This is a genomic window from Roseateles noduli (assembly GCF_050626985.1).
GTDB lineage: Bacteria > Pseudomonadota > Gammaproteobacteria > Burkholderiales > Burkholderiaceae_C > Roseateles > Roseateles noduli_A.
Genome location: NZ_CP192463.1, coordinates 4,177,566 through 4,190,797, shown reverse-complemented (window position 1 = coordinate 4,190,797; position 13,232 = coordinate 4,177,566). Strand labels below are relative to the sequence as shown.

The 13,232-nt window shown below is 70.3% G+C and carries 11 protein-coding genes and 1 riboswitch; of the genes, 5 read left to right on the top strand and 6 right to left on the bottom strand.

Features of this window, described 5'->3' with window-relative positions:
• Positions 1–305: 305 nt before the first annotated feature.
• The 5 genes from ACQ4L4_RS18275 to thiC form a co-directional block, all read right to left on the bottom strand.
• Complete coding sequence (locus ACQ4L4_RS18275) at positions 306–1,979, bottom strand: bifunctional hydroxymethylpyrimidine kinase/phosphomethylpyrimidine kinase (protein WP_431100334.1); 1,674 nt, start codon at positions 1,977–1,979, stop codon at positions 306–308.
• Positions 1,980–2,071: 92 nt separating this feature from the next.
• A complete protein-coding gene (locus tag ACQ4L4_RS18270) occupies positions 2,072–2,857 on the bottom strand; it encodes a thiazole synthase (protein WP_431104972.1) in 786 nt (261 codons plus the stop codon).
• Positions 2,858–2,969: 112 nt separating this feature from the next.
• Positions 2,970–3,188 carry a sulfur carrier protein ThiS gene (thiS, locus tag ACQ4L4_RS18265; protein ID WP_431100333.1) on the bottom strand — a complete coding sequence of 73 codons (219 nt, stop codon included), beginning with the start codon at positions 3,186–3,188 and terminating at the stop codon, positions 2,970–2,972.
• Positions 3,185–4,309, bottom strand: coding sequence for an FAD-dependent oxidoreductase (locus tag ACQ4L4_RS18260; RefSeq protein WP_431100332.1), 1,125 nt, complete (start codon positions 4,307–4,309; stop codon positions 3,185–3,187). The genes thiS and ACQ4L4_RS18260 overlap by 4 nt, the downstream gene beginning before the upstream one ends.
• 5 nt (positions 4,310–4,314) lie before the next feature.
• Positions 4,315–6,252 (bottom strand): phosphomethylpyrimidine synthase ThiC, encoded by a 1,938-nt coding sequence (thiC, locus tag ACQ4L4_RS18255; RefSeq protein ID WP_431100330.1) that lies wholly within the window; start codon positions 6,250–6,252, stop codon positions 4,315–4,317.
• Positions 6,253–6,402: 150 nt separating this feature from the next.
• Positions 6,403–6,539: riboswitch (TPP riboswitch) on the bottom strand.
• 247 nt (positions 6,540–6,786) lie between these two features.
• Here thiC and ACQ4L4_RS18250 point away from each other — a divergent pair.
• Positions 6,787–7,647, top strand: a complete 861-nt coding sequence (locus tag ACQ4L4_RS18250) for a TonB family protein (RefSeq protein ID WP_431100329.1) — start codon at positions 6,787–6,789, stop codon at positions 7,645–7,647.
• Positions 7,648–7,683: 36 nt separating this feature from the next.
• The gene (locus ACQ4L4_RS18245) at positions 7,684–9,048 is read left to right on the top strand and encodes a hypothetical protein (protein WP_431100328.1); all 1,365 of its coding nucleotides are present in this window, start codon (positions 7,684–7,686) and stop codon (positions 9,046–9,048) included.
• A 54-nt stretch (positions 9,049–9,102) separates the two neighbouring features.
• On the opposite strand, the gene ACQ4L4_RS18240 is transcribed toward ACQ4L4_RS18245, so the two are convergent.
• Positions 9,103–10,044 (bottom strand): LysR family transcriptional regulator, encoded by a 942-nt coding sequence (locus ACQ4L4_RS18240; RefSeq protein WP_431100327.1) that lies wholly within the window; start codon positions 10,042–10,044, stop codon positions 9,103–9,105.
• A gap of 152 nt (positions 10,045–10,196) precedes the next feature.
• Between ACQ4L4_RS18240 and ACQ4L4_RS18235 the strand changes: the two genes are divergently transcribed.
• The 3 genes from ACQ4L4_RS18235 (at position 10,197) to ACQ4L4_RS18225 (ending at position 13,205) form a co-directional block, all read left to right on the top strand.
• Positions 10,197–10,823, top strand: coding sequence for an FMN-dependent NADH-azoreductase (locus ACQ4L4_RS18235; RefSeq protein ID WP_431100325.1), 627 nt, complete (start codon positions 10,197–10,199; stop codon positions 10,821–10,823).
• Positions 10,824–10,863: 40 nt separating this feature from the next.
• The gene (locus tag ACQ4L4_RS18230) at positions 10,864–11,736 is read left to right on the top strand and encodes a pirin family protein (RefSeq protein WP_431100324.1); all 873 of its coding nucleotides are present in this window, start codon (positions 10,864–10,866) and stop codon (positions 11,734–11,736) included.
• Between the two features lie 98 nt (positions 11,737–11,834).
• Positions 11,835–13,205, top strand: a complete 1,371-nt coding sequence (locus ACQ4L4_RS18225) for a hypothetical protein (RefSeq protein ID WP_431100323.1) — start codon at positions 11,835–11,837, stop codon at positions 13,203–13,205.
• Positions 13,206–13,232: the final 27 nt, after the last annotated feature.

Here is a 13,232-nt window from a genome sequence, read left to right as displayed (position 1 = left end):
AGCGCCGGGCGACCCTTCGGGAGGCAGTGGAAGGAGATGACGATGTGGGCCGCCCGGCGTGCATCGAACGAGCCCAGATCCTGCACCCGAGACCGGCAGTTGGAAATCGCGCCAAGGGGGGCACTCCAAATGGCGAGACGCAGGAGCAACATCCCTCCTCGCATTTCTCATACCGGGAAACCTTGGCAACACTGCCCCGTTTGCGGCGCGTGGATCGAGCGGCGATCGCGGCGATCGCCGCCATCCACCACCCAACGCCCGCACCAGCGCCAGCTGGTTCTCCAACTCGCTCTGCAGGATGCGGATCAGGTCGTCGTCCTGCGCGAAGAGCTTGCGCCGCGCGTCGATGACTCAGAAGCAGGTGACGACAAGCGCCCCTTCGCCACCATCTCCTCCGCCGCCCGCACCAGGCACATGGCCGTCGCGCCGGCGGCCAGGCCGGCGCGCCACTGGCGTTCCTCCAGCACGCCGCCAATGCCGACCACCGGCGCGCCCGCCATGCGCGCCCACCAGCGCAGCTGCGCCAGCCCTTGCGGCAGCCACGGCATGTCCTTGGTCGTCGTCGGCCACAGCGGGCCGCAGGCGATGTAGTCCGGCGCCACGCCGCGCGCGCGGGCGAGCTCCCACAGGCTGTGGCTCGACAGGCCCAGGCGCACGCCTTGCCGCGTGCGGCGCTGCTGAAGATCGTCGCGGTCCTCGCCGCCCATCCCCGCCCAGTCCTCCTGGCCGAGGTGCAGCGCCCGCGCGCCTTCGTCCAGCGCCAGCCGCCAGTGGTCGTTGATCCACAAGCTCGCCGACCGGCCCGCCATGTCGCGCACCGCCTCGCGGATCGCCGAGCGCAGCGCCTCGTCATCGGTCGACGGGCCCCGCTTGATGCGCAGCTGCAGATGCTCGAACTGGCCGCTGAGCGCCAGCGCCGTCACGCGCTCCGGACGTTCCGTGATCGCGTACAGGCCCGTGGCGAAGGGCGCCGGACGGCGCGACGCCGGCCACATCACCTCGCGCCAGCGCGTCAGCGTCGCGCGATCGGGCGCCGTCTCGTCGTCGGAGCCCATCACGGGCATCGCGCGGGGGTCGTCAACGAAGCGTCGGTCCGGGCGCAGCGGTCCCGCGCCCGCACCCGCCGCGTGGCCGTCGCGCAGCGCGCTCCAGGTGAGCATCTTCGCGAGGATCACCGCGTCGGGCACGGCGAAGCCGCGCGCCAGCGCGGCGGCCGCCGCGGTCGCGAAGGTGCAGCCGCTGCCGTGGTGATGCGGCGGTCCGCCGTTGCGGCCGGACAGGCGCGGCAAGGCGATCCATCCCGTCGCCAGCGGACTGTCCAGCCAGTCCATCGCGAGCCCGTCGACCTGCGCCGCATCGTCGCCGCCGGTGATGCAGACCGCCTGCGCGCCCATCCCGCGCAGCATCGCGGCCAGTTCCGGCACCGGCAGCTGGCCCGTCGCGACGCCGAGCAGCCGTTCCGCCTCGCGCCGGTTCGGCGTGATCAGCGCCGCGCGCGGCACCAGTTGATGGCGATAGGCGCCGAGCAGGTCGTCGTCGCAGAACGCCGCGCCGCCCGCGCTCGCACCGAGGACCGGATCGACGACCAACGGGGCCTCGCCGATCTGCGCCAGCAGCGCGTCGACCGTCGCCGCGCTCGCGAGCAGGCCGGTCTTGACGACGCGCGGCGGCAGGTCCTGGCGCAGCGCGCTCAACTGTGCCCGCACCTGGCTGGCGGGCAGCGGGAACACCGCGTTCACGCCTTGCGAGTGCTGCGCCGTGACGGCCGCGACGACGGGGCACAGGTGGACGCCCATCGCCGCCGCCGCGCGCGTGTCGGCGCTCAAGCCCGCGCCACCGCCGCTGTCGGTGCCGGCGACGCTCCAGATGATTGGCGGCGTCGGATCCTCGGTCCACGGCGTCAGCGTCAGCAGATCCGGGTCGACGGCCGGCGCCCATGGCGAGGGCAGACTCGGATGAGGCACCAGAGGCGATGGCATCGACGTCGCCGGAGATTCGCGACGTTCGAAGTCTCCGAGGCGCTCGGCTCGATCGGCCCGGTCTCCGTGTGCATCGCGTTCGTTCTTGTCGTTCATGCGTCCCCCAGCAGGAAGGCGTGGCCGCTGACGGGCGTGCTCGCGACCGCGAAAGCCTGAGGCGCCATCAGGCCCGCGTGCAAGGCCCGACGCCCTGCGCGCACCGCGTCGCCGAACGCGCCGGCCATCGCGACCGGATCGCCGGCCTGCGCCACGGCGCTGTTCAGCAGCACCGCGTCGAAGCCCAGCTCCATCGCGCGTGCGGCCTGCGACGGGGCGCCCAGGCCCGCGTCGATCACCAGCACGGTGTCGGGCAGGCGCTCGCGCAGCGTGCGCAGTCCGTGCAGGTTCAGCAGACCCTGGCCCGATCCGATCGGCGCGCCCCACGGCATCAGCAAGGGACAGCCGGCATCCAGCAAGCGCCGGCCAAGGATCAGGTCCTCTGTGCAATAGGGGAAGACGACGAAGCCCTCGCGCACGAGTTCGGTCGCCGCGGCGACCAGCTCGAAGGGATCGGGTTGCAGCGTGTGGTCGTCGCCGATGACCTCGAGCTTGATCCACGCGGTGCCGTAGAGCTCGCGCGCCATGTGGGCGAGCTGCACCGCCTCGCGCGCGCTGCGGCAGCCGGCGGTGTTGGGCAGCAGCCGGGCGCCCTGCTCGCGCCCGGCCGCGAGCGCCTGCGCCAGCGCGCCGTTGTCGCCCGCCTGCAGCGTGCGCTTGAGGCCGACGGTCAGCAGCTGCGTGCCGGACGCGCGGATCGCGTCGCACAGCGTCGCGGGGCTGGGGTACCCGGCCGTGCCGAGGAAGAAGCGGCTGTCGAGCGCGACGCCGTCGATCAGCAACGCGTCGTTCGAGCGCGGCTCGGTCGAGCGCGTGTCGGTCGAGCGCGTGTCGATCACTTGCGCGTCGGTCGACCGGGGAAGGGTCGGTTGCGAATGAGCGGTGAGCGGCACGTCAGCCTCCGACGATCGGTTGGAAGAAGAGCACGACGTCGCCGTCGTTGAGCGCCGTGCCCGCGCGCGCGTCTCGGGCGACGAAGCGGCCGTTCAGCGCGGTGGCCACGGCGTCGGCCTCGCGTCGTTCGAGTTCGAGCAACTGCGCCAGCGTCGCGCCGGCGGGCATCGCCACGGCGCGGTCGTCGAGCCGCACGGTGATGCGGGGGAGGGCATTCATGGGGAAGTCTCCAGGAGAGGGGCGGCCAGTCCGGCGTCGTCGAGCAGCCGCTCGACCAGCGCCGGCGCGAGCAGCCAGCCGTGGCGGTACAGGCCGTTGAGCCGCAGCAGGCCGGGCTCGTGATGGGTGAAGGGCAGGTTGTCCGGCAGCGCCGGCCGGAGATGCCGATCGAGCCGCACGATGCGTGCCTCCGACAACGCCGGCAGCACACTCTGCGCTGCGGCCATCAGCTCGACGGCGGAGCGCAGCGAGACGGGACTGCGGTCCTCGCTCTCGATCTCGCTGGCGCCGACGACGAGCTCCTCGTCGGAGCGCGGCACGAGATAGACGCGATGCCGCGGATGCAGCAGCCGGACGGGCCGGCGCAGACCGTGATCGGGCAGCGAGAGCGTGATGATCTCGCCGCGCACGCCGCGCAGCGGCAGCGGCGGCCGGGCGCCGAGTCCGCGCGCGTCGATCGCCCAGTCGCCGCGCCAGCGCCCGCCGTCGGCGAAGTGCAGCTCGCCGGGCAGCACCTGGTCGACCGCCCGCGCCCAGTGCCAGCGCGCGCCTGTCGCGCCGTCGTGCAGCGCGGCCATCGCGGGTATCGGCGCGATCAGGCCCTCGCGCGGCAGCAGCCATCCGCGCAGGCCCGGCGCGAGCATCGGCTCATGCGCGCGCAACGCATCCGCATCGAGCGGCTCCGCGCCCGGCATGCGCATCAGCGCGCGCTGGGCCGCACCGAGGTCCGCGCGATGCGACAGCAGCAGGCAGCCGTCGATGCGCAGCGGCACCGGCTTCGACGCTGAACTCGAACTCCAACTCGAGCTCGAGCTCGAGCCAGAGCCAGAGCCAGAGCCAGAGCCCGAGCATGACGCCGATCGCGACAGCGCCGCGACGATGCCCGGCCACAGCGCCAGCGAGCGCCAGCCCAAGGCGGCGATCTCGGCGCCGCCCTGTTCCTGCTCGGCGAGCGGACTCAGCATGCCGGCGGCGCTGAAGGCGGCCGCGCCGTGCGCGTCGAACGCGGGCTCGGGACCGGGCATCGCATCGAAGACCTCGACGCGGTGTCCGGCCCGCGCGAGCGTCCACGCGAGCAGCCGCCCGGCGAGCCCCGCTCCGGCGATGGCGATCGCGGCCATCGCGCTCAGGCCTGGCGGATCGGGATGTAGAGCTCGCCGCCGCCAGCCAGGAACTCGGCGCTCTTCTCCCGCATGCCTGCTTGCGCCGCGGTGTCCGCCGCATGACCGCCATGGCCGTCGGCCTCGCCGTTCGCGGCCAGCTGCGCGCTGTACTCCCGCACGTCCTGCGTGATCTTCATCGAGCAGAACTTCGGTCCGCACATCGAGCAGAAGTGCGCCACCTTCGCGCTGTCCTTGGGCAGCGTTTCGTCGTGGAACTCGCGCGCCGTCTCGGGGTCGAGGCCGAGGTTGAACTGGTCCTCCCAGCGGAACTCGAAACGCGCCTTGGACAGCGCGTCGTCGCGCGCCCGGGCCGCCGGATGGCCCTTGGCGATGTCGGCCGCGTGCGCCGCGATCTTGTAGGCCATCAGGCCCTGCTTGACGTCGTCGCGGTCGGGCAGCCCCAGGTGCTCCTTGGGCGTCACGTAGCACAGCATCGCGCAGCCGAACCAGCCGATCATCGCGGCGCCGATGCCGCTGGTGATGTGGTCGTAGCCCGGCGCGATGTCCGTGGTCAACGGGCCCAGCGTGTAGAACGGCGCCTCGTCGCAGTGCTTGAGCTGCTCGGTCATGTTGGCCTGGATCATGTGCATCGGCACATGCCCGGGGCCTTCGATCATGGTCTGCACGTCATGCTTCCACGCGACCTTGGTCAGCTCGCCCAGCGTGCGCAGTTCGGCGAACTGGGCCTCGTCGTTGGCGTCCGCCAGCGAGCCCGGCCGCAGCCCGTCGCCCAGCGAGAAGCTGACGTCGTACGCCTTCATGATCTCGCAGATCTCCTCGAAGTGCGTGTACAGGAAGTTCTCGCGGTGATGCGCGATGCACCACTTCGCCAGGATCGATCCGCCGCGCGACACGATGCCGGTGCGGCGCTTGACCGTCATCGGCACGAAGGGCAGGCGCACGCCGGCGTGGATGGTGAAGTAGTCGACGCCCTGTTCGGCCTGCTCGACCAGCGTGTCGCGGAACAGCGCCCAGGTCAGGTCCTCGGCCACGCCGCCGACCTTCTCCAGCGCCTGGTAGATCGGCACGGTGCCGATGGGCACGGGGCTGTTGCGCAGGATCCAGTCGCGCGTCGTGTGGATGTTGCGGCCGGTGGACAGGTCCATCACCGTGTCCGCGCCCCAGCGCGTCGCCCACACGAGCTTCTCGACCTCTTCCTCGATGCCCGAGCTCACGGCCGAGTTGCCGATGTTGGCGTTGACCTTGACCAGGAAGTTGCGGCCGATCGCCATCGGCTCGACTTCCGGATGGTTGATGTTGGCCGGGATGATGGCGCGGCCGCGGGCGACCTCGTCGCGGACGAACTCGGGCGTAATGATCCCGGGGATCTGCGCGCCCAGGCCCTGGCCGCGCAGGCGCTGCTCGCGCTCGGTGTCGGACAGGTACTCGTGCATCCAGGCGCGGCGGCCGTTCTCGCGGATGGCGACGTACTCCATCTCGGCGGTGACGATGCCGCGGCGCGCGTAGTGCATCTGCGTCACGTTGGCGCCGGACTTCGCCCGGCGCGGCGGACGCGTCAGCGCGGCGCTCTGCGCGCGCAGCGCCTGCTGCTGCGCGGCTTCGCGCAGGCCGTCGTCGAAGAGCTGGATGGCGCGGCCGGTGTAGGGCTCGGTGTCCCCGCGCGACTCGACCCACGCGGCGCGTGTCGCCGGCAGGCCGCGGCGCACGTCGGTCTCGACGGCGGGATCGGTGTACGGGCCGGAGGTGTCGTACACCGTCAGCCGTTCGCCGTTGGTCAACGCGATCTCGCGCAGCGGCACGCGCAGTTGCGGATGCAACACGCCGGGCTCGTGCGTCTTGGTCGACGCAGGCAGCGGCGCGCGGCTGGCGGCGAGGCGGTCGTGGAAGGCGGCGGCGGCCGGGGGCAGGTCTTGCTGCAGGTCAGGCGTCGAGTCGGGCATCAGGGTCTCCGGTTGGGCGCCGGAGGCTGGACTGACGGGGACGTGTGGACGTTCGGAACAGACCCCTTCCTGGGCGGGGGCGCACGGGCGCGGTGCGGGACCGCTGGGCGTTGGTGCGGGCCTGGGGGGCTCGCGATTCGCCGAGGTGCGCCTGGAAGGGCGGGCTCTTCTTACGCCGGTACGAACCGGATCAAGTTCAGCGGGTCCACGGCTTCATCGCCATGTCTCAGCCCGTGCCGGCGATGCGCGAAACGCGTCGTCGACCCAGGGCTCCCCGGAGCAGGCGCGCAGTATAGGTCCGGTCGCGCGCGGCGCGGCGCGGATGTGAATTCCTCGACGGAACCCCGGCGCCATGGGGCTTCCAGGCTGCTGTTACATCCTGATTCCGGGGAAACACCGAGGGGGATCCACCCAGGTGACTTCTTACACTGCGGCGCTCATGCCGGGGCGCGAAAGAACCACAGCAACAAGCAGTAGACAAGACCGGCGTTGTCTCCAAAAGAGAGCAACCAGCGCAATCGAGAGGGTGGAGTGATGAGCAGCCGTAGTCTCCCGAGCGTCCGACGCCGCGGCCTGGTCGCGTGCCAGGTGTTGACCCAGGCCCTGACCTGGGGTCTGGTCGCGATGACCGCGCAGGCGCAGACCGCGCAACCCGCGCAGACAGCACCGACCGCGGCGGCCACGTCCGCCGCGCCGGTCGATCCGAAAGCCGCGATGAGCGACGTCGACCGCGCCAAGCGCGATGCCGACAAGGTGTTCCAGTGGATCAAGTTCCACGCGGAGAAGGGCGAGAAGAAGCCCGCGCACGAAGCCAAGGCCGAGGCGCCCAAGCCGGTCGCCCGACCCGTGGCCACGGCCGCGCCGGTCGCCGCGCCCGTGGCGCGTCGTCCGGAACCGGACCCCGCCGCCGAGCGTGCGCTCGCGGCCCGCAATGCCGCGCCCGATACGGCGCCGGTGCCAGTCGTTGCCACGGCGTCGCCCGCGCCCGCGGCGATCGGTCAATCCGCCGCGCAGACGATCGCGCCGCCGACGCCGGTGCCGCAGCCGATGTCGGAAGCGCCGACGCCGCAGGTCGTGTCGATGGCCGCGCCGTCGACCGCCGCGCCGGCCGGCAAGGCGCCCGAGCCGGAGCCCGATGACGAACCCGTGCCGCTGAAGCTGCTGCGCAAGGTCGATCCCGAGTACCCCCGCTCCTTGCTGGCGCAGCAGCGCGCCGGCTCGGTGCTGGTGCAGTTCACGGTCCGGCCGGACGGCTCGGTCGATGGGGCGCAGGCCATGCGCTCGCCGGATCGCAAGCTGAGCACGGCCGCGATCAACGCGGTCAAGCAGTGGCGCTTCGGACCGATCCCGGCGCCGCGTCAGGTCAGCGTGGAGATCGGCTTCCAGGTCGAGTGACGCACCGGCGATCGAAGACGTGAACCGCGAGGGGGTGTGCAGCGCACCAACCCCTCCTTGTTCATGCTTCCCGGGGTGTTCGCCGTGTATCCATCGTTCTCTCAATCGCCGCCGTTCCTGAGCTTCGACTGGCCGTTCCCGTCGACCACGCCGTCGGAGGTGTCCGCTCGCAGCGACGTGAACGCACCGGCGCGCGATGAGTTGTCCGTCCTCTTCCGCCGGCTGAAGGCGTCGCTTCCGGCGACTGGCCCGCATGGGGACGTGACGCAGGCCATCGGACGACAGGCGGCGGGGTGGACCGATCCGCGCTCGGCCATGGGCCCTGCGCAGGCGCAGATGTCCGGTGCCGGCAAACGCCTCCTGGTCGAGCTGTGCCAGGCCCTGGAGGCCAATCCGCGGCCCGACATCCAGGTCCTGGCCTGCCACCCTCTGCGTGCCGGCTTCGTGCCCGGTACGGACCTGGATCCGCGCGCCGTCACCGCGATCGGACGGGCGCTCTCCGCGGTGATCGCCGCCAACGATCCGGACCTTGCGCTTCGTCGCCGCGAGCAGGCCCTGTCGAAGCTGGAGGCCTGGGCGCGCACCTGCAGTTTCCCGGGTGTCACGCCGGCCGACGTGGCGCGGAGTTTCCTGCAGTATCTCGGCTTCGACGAGACGTCCGAGGTCTCCGACAAGCGCGAGTTCTGTGCGATGTCGGCCGATGCCCAGACATGCGACGCGGCCGCTGCGGCCTGTGCGGGGCTCCTGCCACGGCGCCCGGACTCCTCGGTGCCCGAAGAATACTTGCATGAACGCGTCGAGGAACTGCGCCAGCTGGCCGTCCAGTTTCGCGTCGGGCCGGTGGAATCGCTCGACCGGTTCATCGAACGATTCGCCGGGCGCAGTCCGACAGGCGGGCAGGTCGACCCGGTAGGCAATCTGCATCGCTTCGGGTTGGAGGCGCTGAAGCACCTGTGCTCGCGGGCGAAGCAACGGGGCTGGAAAGAGGAGGGCAAGGTGCGTGACGTGCTCGAGCGCGTGCTGCATGGCATCGGAAGCGCCGAGGAACCCGCGGCGCTTCTGCTGAGCGCCCTCCGATACCGTCTGCCCAGGTTGGATATCCGGCCCGGCGACAGTGATGTGGAGGACCAGGCTCGTGTGCGTGTGATCCGCGATGCCGTGGAACGCAGCGCCGAAGGACCGCTGATGAACTGGTCGGCGCGGGAACGAGAAGCCCTCGTCGAATCGGCGGTGGCCAAGGTGGCGGAGCTGCTGGGGATTGCCCTGAGCGTGCCCGAAAGCCAGTGGTCGACGACCTCGGGGCTCATCGATGTCTCGACGGACAACCTGGCGGCGCTGCTCCAGAAGACCCGTGACGAGGCCGGACGTGCCGTCGACCGGCGGTCCTCTCATCGTCATTGACGACCCTGGGTGCGCGGCCGTCCAGGTCGCGGCGCTTCGGACCGCTGCCGGCGCCTACATCCCGTACATCGCCGCCTGATCGAACGGCGTCAGCGCCGCGGCCATCGCGTCCAGGAACAGCCGCGTGCGCAGCGGCATCAGGCGGCGCTGCGGGAACACGGCCCAGCAGGTCGACGGCTCCGCGCACCAGGCCGGCAGCACGCGCAGCAGCTCGCCGCGGTCGACGAAGGCCTGCGCGTACTGGTTGCCGACCCAGGTGATGCCCAGGCCCGCGCGGGCCATCTGCAGCAGCATGTCCGGCGCGTTGACCAGCGTGCGGCTGTCCGGCACGCCGACCCATTCGATGTGCTGGTCCGCCTGTCCGTCGACGATGCCGAACAGGCGCCAGGGCAAGGGCTCGCCGGCGCGGCTCAGGATCATCAGGCCGTGCATGCTCAGCAGGCCCTCGGGCAGTTGCGGCTCGCCGTGCCGTTGCAGGTAGTCCGGCGCGGCATACAGGCCGCTGCTGAACATCGCCATGCGCCGGGCCGCCAGTTGGCTGTCCGGCGGCAACTGGCCCATGCGCACGGCGATGTCGAAACCTTCCGCGATCAGGTCCACGCGACGCGGTGACAGGTCCAGCTCCAGCTGCACCTCCGGGTAGTCGCCGACGAAGCGGCTCAGCATCGGGATCAGCATCTGGTTGGCGAAGTCCGCCGGCATCGACACCCGCAAGCGCCCCGTCGGCCGCTGCTGCCGATGCAGCGCCAGCGCGAGCGCGCCGTCCACCTCGCCCGCCAGCACGCGCGCATGCTCCAGCACGCCCTGGCCGAACTCGGTCAGCGTCAATCGCCGCGTGCTGCGCTGGAGCAGCTTCTCGCCCAGCCGCTCCTCCAGCGCCGCGATCCGGCGCGACACGGTCGACTTCGGCAGTTGCAGCCGCTCCGCCGCGCGGCTGAAGCTGCCGCTTTCGATCACGCGGGCAAAGACCAGCAGGTCGTCGGCATCGAGGCTCATGGACGAGGTGCTTTCAAGGCAATGGGATTGTTCGTTGAATGGAACAATCTTATCCAGTACGACGTCTTCCGGTGCCGGCAGGGGATCAATAGAGTTCACTCCATCCCATCACACCCCGGCTGATCCAGCCGAAACGCCCGGAGAAACGCACCATGAACATCCTCCAGATCAACTCCAGCGCCCGCCGTCTGCATGAGGGCCAAGGCTCGGTCTCGACCCTGCTGGCCAATGAAGTCGTCGCCCAGCTGGTGGCCCGCAATGCCGGCGCCACCACGGTCGTCCACGATCTGGCGGTGCGCCCGCTGCCCGCGATGGACGAGGCCACCCTCGGCGCGCTGTTCACGCCGGCCGACGCCCGCACCCAGGCCCAGGCCGACCGCGTGGCCTTCAACGACCAACTGATCGCCGAGCTGAAGGCCGCCGACGTCATCGTGCTGACCGCGCCGATGATCAACTTCGGCGTGACCTCGCAGCTGAAGAACTGGATCGACGCGGTCGCCCGCGCCGGCGCCACCTTCAAGTACGGCGCCAACGGCCCCGAAGGCCTGGTGACCGGCAAGCAGGTCATCGTCGTCAGCACGCGCGGCGGTGTGTACCGCGGCCAGCCGGCGGACAACATCGTTCCCTACCTGCAGCTGACCCTGGGCTTCCTCGGCATGACCGACGTGAAGTTCGTGCTGGCCGAAGGCCTGAACATGGGCGAGGAAGCCGCGGCCAAGGGCCTGGCCACCGCCCGCGAAGAAATCGCCGCGCTGTTCGGCGAAACGCAAGCCGCCTGATCCCGAAGACCATCCAGCATTTCAACGAAAGGAATCCATCATGACCGCCGCCACCCCTGTCACCTCTCTTCGGACGCCCCGCCAGGTCGAGCGCCTGGTGCAGGGCAGGGCCACCAGCGACGGCGCCGGCGTCAAGCTGACGCGCGTGCTGACGCAGGACCTGCAGCGGCGCCTGGATCCTTTCCTGATGCTGGATGCCTTCGGCACGGACAACGCCGACGACTACATCGCCGGCTTCCCCGACCATCCGCATCGCGGCTTCGAGACGGTGACCTACATGCTCGAGGGCCAGATGCGCCATCGCGACTCGGCGGGCAATGAAGGCCTGCTCGGTCCCGGCGGCGTGCAATGGATGACCGCCGGCCGCGGCGTGGTGCATTCCGAGTTGCCCGAGCAGCAGGAAGGCCGCATGGAAGGCTTCCAGCTGTGGCTGAACCTGCCCGGCCGCGACAAGATGCGCGACCCCTGGTACCGCGACATCGCCAGCGCCGAGATCCCCGAGCTGACGCTGCCGGGCGCGACGGTCCGCGTGATCGCGGGCGAGAGCCACGGCGTGGCCGGCGCGATGCAGCGCGATGCGACGTTGCCGATCTACCTCGACGTGCATCTGGAACCGGGCGCGACCTTCGAGCAGGCGCTGCCGGCGACGCACAACGCGTTCCTGTACGTGTACCGCGGTGCGCTGCGCTTCGACACCGGCTGCCTGGTGCCGAGCGGCCGCATGGCGATCCTCGCCAACACGGCGGGCTCCGATGGCGCGCGACTGACGGCCTCCGATGAAGGCGCCCGCGCGATCCTGATCGCGGGTCAACCGCTCGGCGAGCCGATCGCGCAGTACGGCCCGTTCGTGATGAACACGGAAGGCGAACTGCTGCAGGCGGTTCGCGACTTCCAGGCGGGCAAGTTCGCCTGAGGACAGGGCCGGTACCGAGGGTTCGGTACCGGTCCGCTTGTCGCCGGAACCAGAACGGCTGGGAGTGAACTGATACGGCCTCACTTTTTGGAGCCGCCATGTATCACCAGCCCACCTCTCTGCGCGTGGCTGCGGGGCCGTCGATTGCGTCGATCCCCGACGTCGATGGTCACGCTGTTGCGCCCGTCCCTGCCCGGATCAAGTTCGCCAGAGCGTCGAGTTGTTTCGTGGACCACATGGACATCCAGCCGAATCAGATCCAGGAATGGCTGGACGATTCAGACGGGCGGCCGGCACTGTCGTGCACTCTCCACTGGCTGCAGACCTTGCTGCCCGGAAAAGGCGAAGAGGCGGCCGTGAGGCGCGGCCTCGCCAACCTCGACCGCCGGCTGACCGATCCTGGGCAGCAGCTGACGGGGGGCGACCTGTACACGCTGTATGGGTCGCTCAAGCGCAGCGTGAAGCAGCTGTGCCAGGGGCTGGAAGCTGACCAACGCCCCTCCACGATCGCGGCGGCTTGCCGCGAGTTGAATCCGGTGTTTGGCGTAGCGCGAGGACTGGGCGAGGTTGTCGAGATGGCAGAGGCGACCGAACGCGCGGTCTCGGCAGTGGCGGAACAGTCGGCTTCGCCGCAGCGTCGTTGCGAGGCACAGGCACCGCGGCCCGTGCCGAAGCCCAGGCGGTTGTTGCCCGCCGGGTCGACGACGCCGGCCGTCCCGTCACCCTCCGCTCCCGCTGCGAAGCCGCTGCCCAAGTCCGATGATGTGGTGCTCACGCAGGCTCTGACGGACATGGGAGAGGAGGGCGTTCGAGCGTGTTACGCGCAGCTCGGTGCCGCCTTTGATCGCCTCATCAGCTTGATGCCGCCGGGCACGAATCCCTTGCTGAAGAGCGGGGTCGCCAAATGGCGCGACAGTTATGCGACTCCGGCAGACGGCTTTGGACGGGAGCATGCCGAGATGCTCCTCGGTGGCCGCCTGATGTTGACGGCACTCTGCAATGAACTGGACAAGCTCGATCGCGATCGTCGCCAGGGCGTATTCCGTAGTCTGGAGCGGCTCATGCCTCAGGAATATGTCCATCCCAAAGCTCGCTCCTGCTCGTATGGCTCTCATGTCAGCATGCTCGCCAATGTGCTGACTGATGCGGAGAGCACCTCCGAACTCGGGAGCCCCCATCTGGAAGAACGCCGATCGGCCTTCGAGGCGTTGGTCGCGCCGCTGCTGACGAGGGAGCTGGTGACCAAGGAAGACGTCCGTCGCGGCATGTTTGAGCTGGGCTTGGCACCCGACTGGGCGGTCCATGGCGCCAACTCCAAGATGCACCCTGTCTACAACAATGCAGCCTGGCAGGTCTGTCTGGAGAGTGTTCTCGGCCCTGTCGAGCCGCACCCACTGGCCGACGTCGGCAAGGCCAGTCTGATATTGGCGCTGATGAAGCGCTACAGCATTGCAAAGCTTCCGACATGAACACGGCAGTGCTCGACGGGTGATCCG

Bases quoted from the DNA above. Each gene is read 5' to 3' on its own strand.
- ACQ4L4_RS18275 (WP_431100334.1), bottom strand. From the start codon at position 1,979: ATGCCATCGCCTCTGGTGCCTCATCCGAGTCTGCCCTCGCCATGGGCG.
- thiS (WP_431100333.1), bottom strand. From the start codon at position 3,188: ATGAATGCCCTCCCCCGCATCACCGTGCGGCTCGACGACCGCGCCGTG.
- ACQ4L4_RS18260 (WP_431100332.1), bottom strand. From the start codon at position 4,309: ATGGCCGCGATCGCCATCGCCGGAGCGGGGCTCGCCGGGCGGCTGCTC.
- thiC (WP_431100330.1), bottom strand. From the start codon at position 6,252: ATGCCCGACTCGACGCCTGACCTGCAGCAAGACCTGCCCCCGGCCGCC.
- ACQ4L4_RS18250 (WP_431100329.1), top strand. From the start codon at position 6,787: ATGAGCAGCCGTAGTCTCCCGAGCGTCCGACGCCGCGGCCTGGTCGCG.
- ACQ4L4_RS18240 (WP_431100327.1), bottom strand. From the start codon at position 10,044: ATGAGCCTCGATGCCGACGACCTGCTGGTCTTTGCCCGCGTGATCGAA.
- ACQ4L4_RS18235 (WP_431100325.1), top strand. From the start codon at position 10,197: ATGAACATCCTCCAGATCAACTCCAGCGCCCGCCGTCTGCATGAGGGC.
- ACQ4L4_RS18230 (WP_431100324.1), top strand. From the start codon at position 10,864: ATGACCGCCGCCACCCCTGTCACCTCTCTTCGGACGCCCCGCCAGGTC.
- ACQ4L4_RS18225 (WP_431100323.1), top strand. From the start codon at position 11,835: ATGTATCACCAGCCCACCTCTCTGCGCGTGGCTGCGGGGCCGTCGATT.